The organism is Pseudomonas sp. FSL R10-1350 (genome assembly GCF_009600525.1).
Taxonomy (GTDB): Bacteria; Pseudomonadota; Gammaproteobacteria; order Pseudomonadales; family Pseudomonadaceae; genus Aquipseudomonas; species Aquipseudomonas helleri.
Genome location: NZ_WIVR01000203.1, coordinates 1 through 347, shown reverse-complemented (window position 1 = coordinate 347; position 347 = coordinate 1). Strand labels below are relative to the sequence as shown.

Annotated in this window: 1 protein-coding gene; it reads right to left on the bottom strand. The window is 57.6% G+C overall.

Translation table 11 applies throughout. The features are described 5' to 3' along the window. On the bottom strand, window positions 1-347 hold a 347-nt coding region (locus GHO25_RS26265; RefSeq protein WP_178110263.1), incomplete at both ends, for a protein rep.

The window sequence follows — 347 nt, the reverse complement described above, 5'->3', positions numbered from 1 at the left end:
CCCTTGTTGGTCAGTTCCATTGTGTAAACGGCCCCTTCAGCTCGGCAAAGCTCAGTCCACGGGGCACGCGGAACACCTGCCTTGAAATGGCGTCGGTGCGTCAGCAGCTTGCGTAGGGACTTGCTGAGATGGTTTTGACGCTCTTCCAGGTCATCGCCGTTTTTGACCGTGAGAGTCAATAGATACGGGCGCAAGTCAGGACGTTCTTCTTGCAAGACCTGCCAGCGTGTCAGATACGCGCCAAGGGCCTTCGCTCCTCGGCGGATCGCACAGAGAGGACAAACCAGATGCTGACGACAGAACGAGGCGCTGTGCAGTCGAACCTTGCCCACGGTGAAATACTCCCG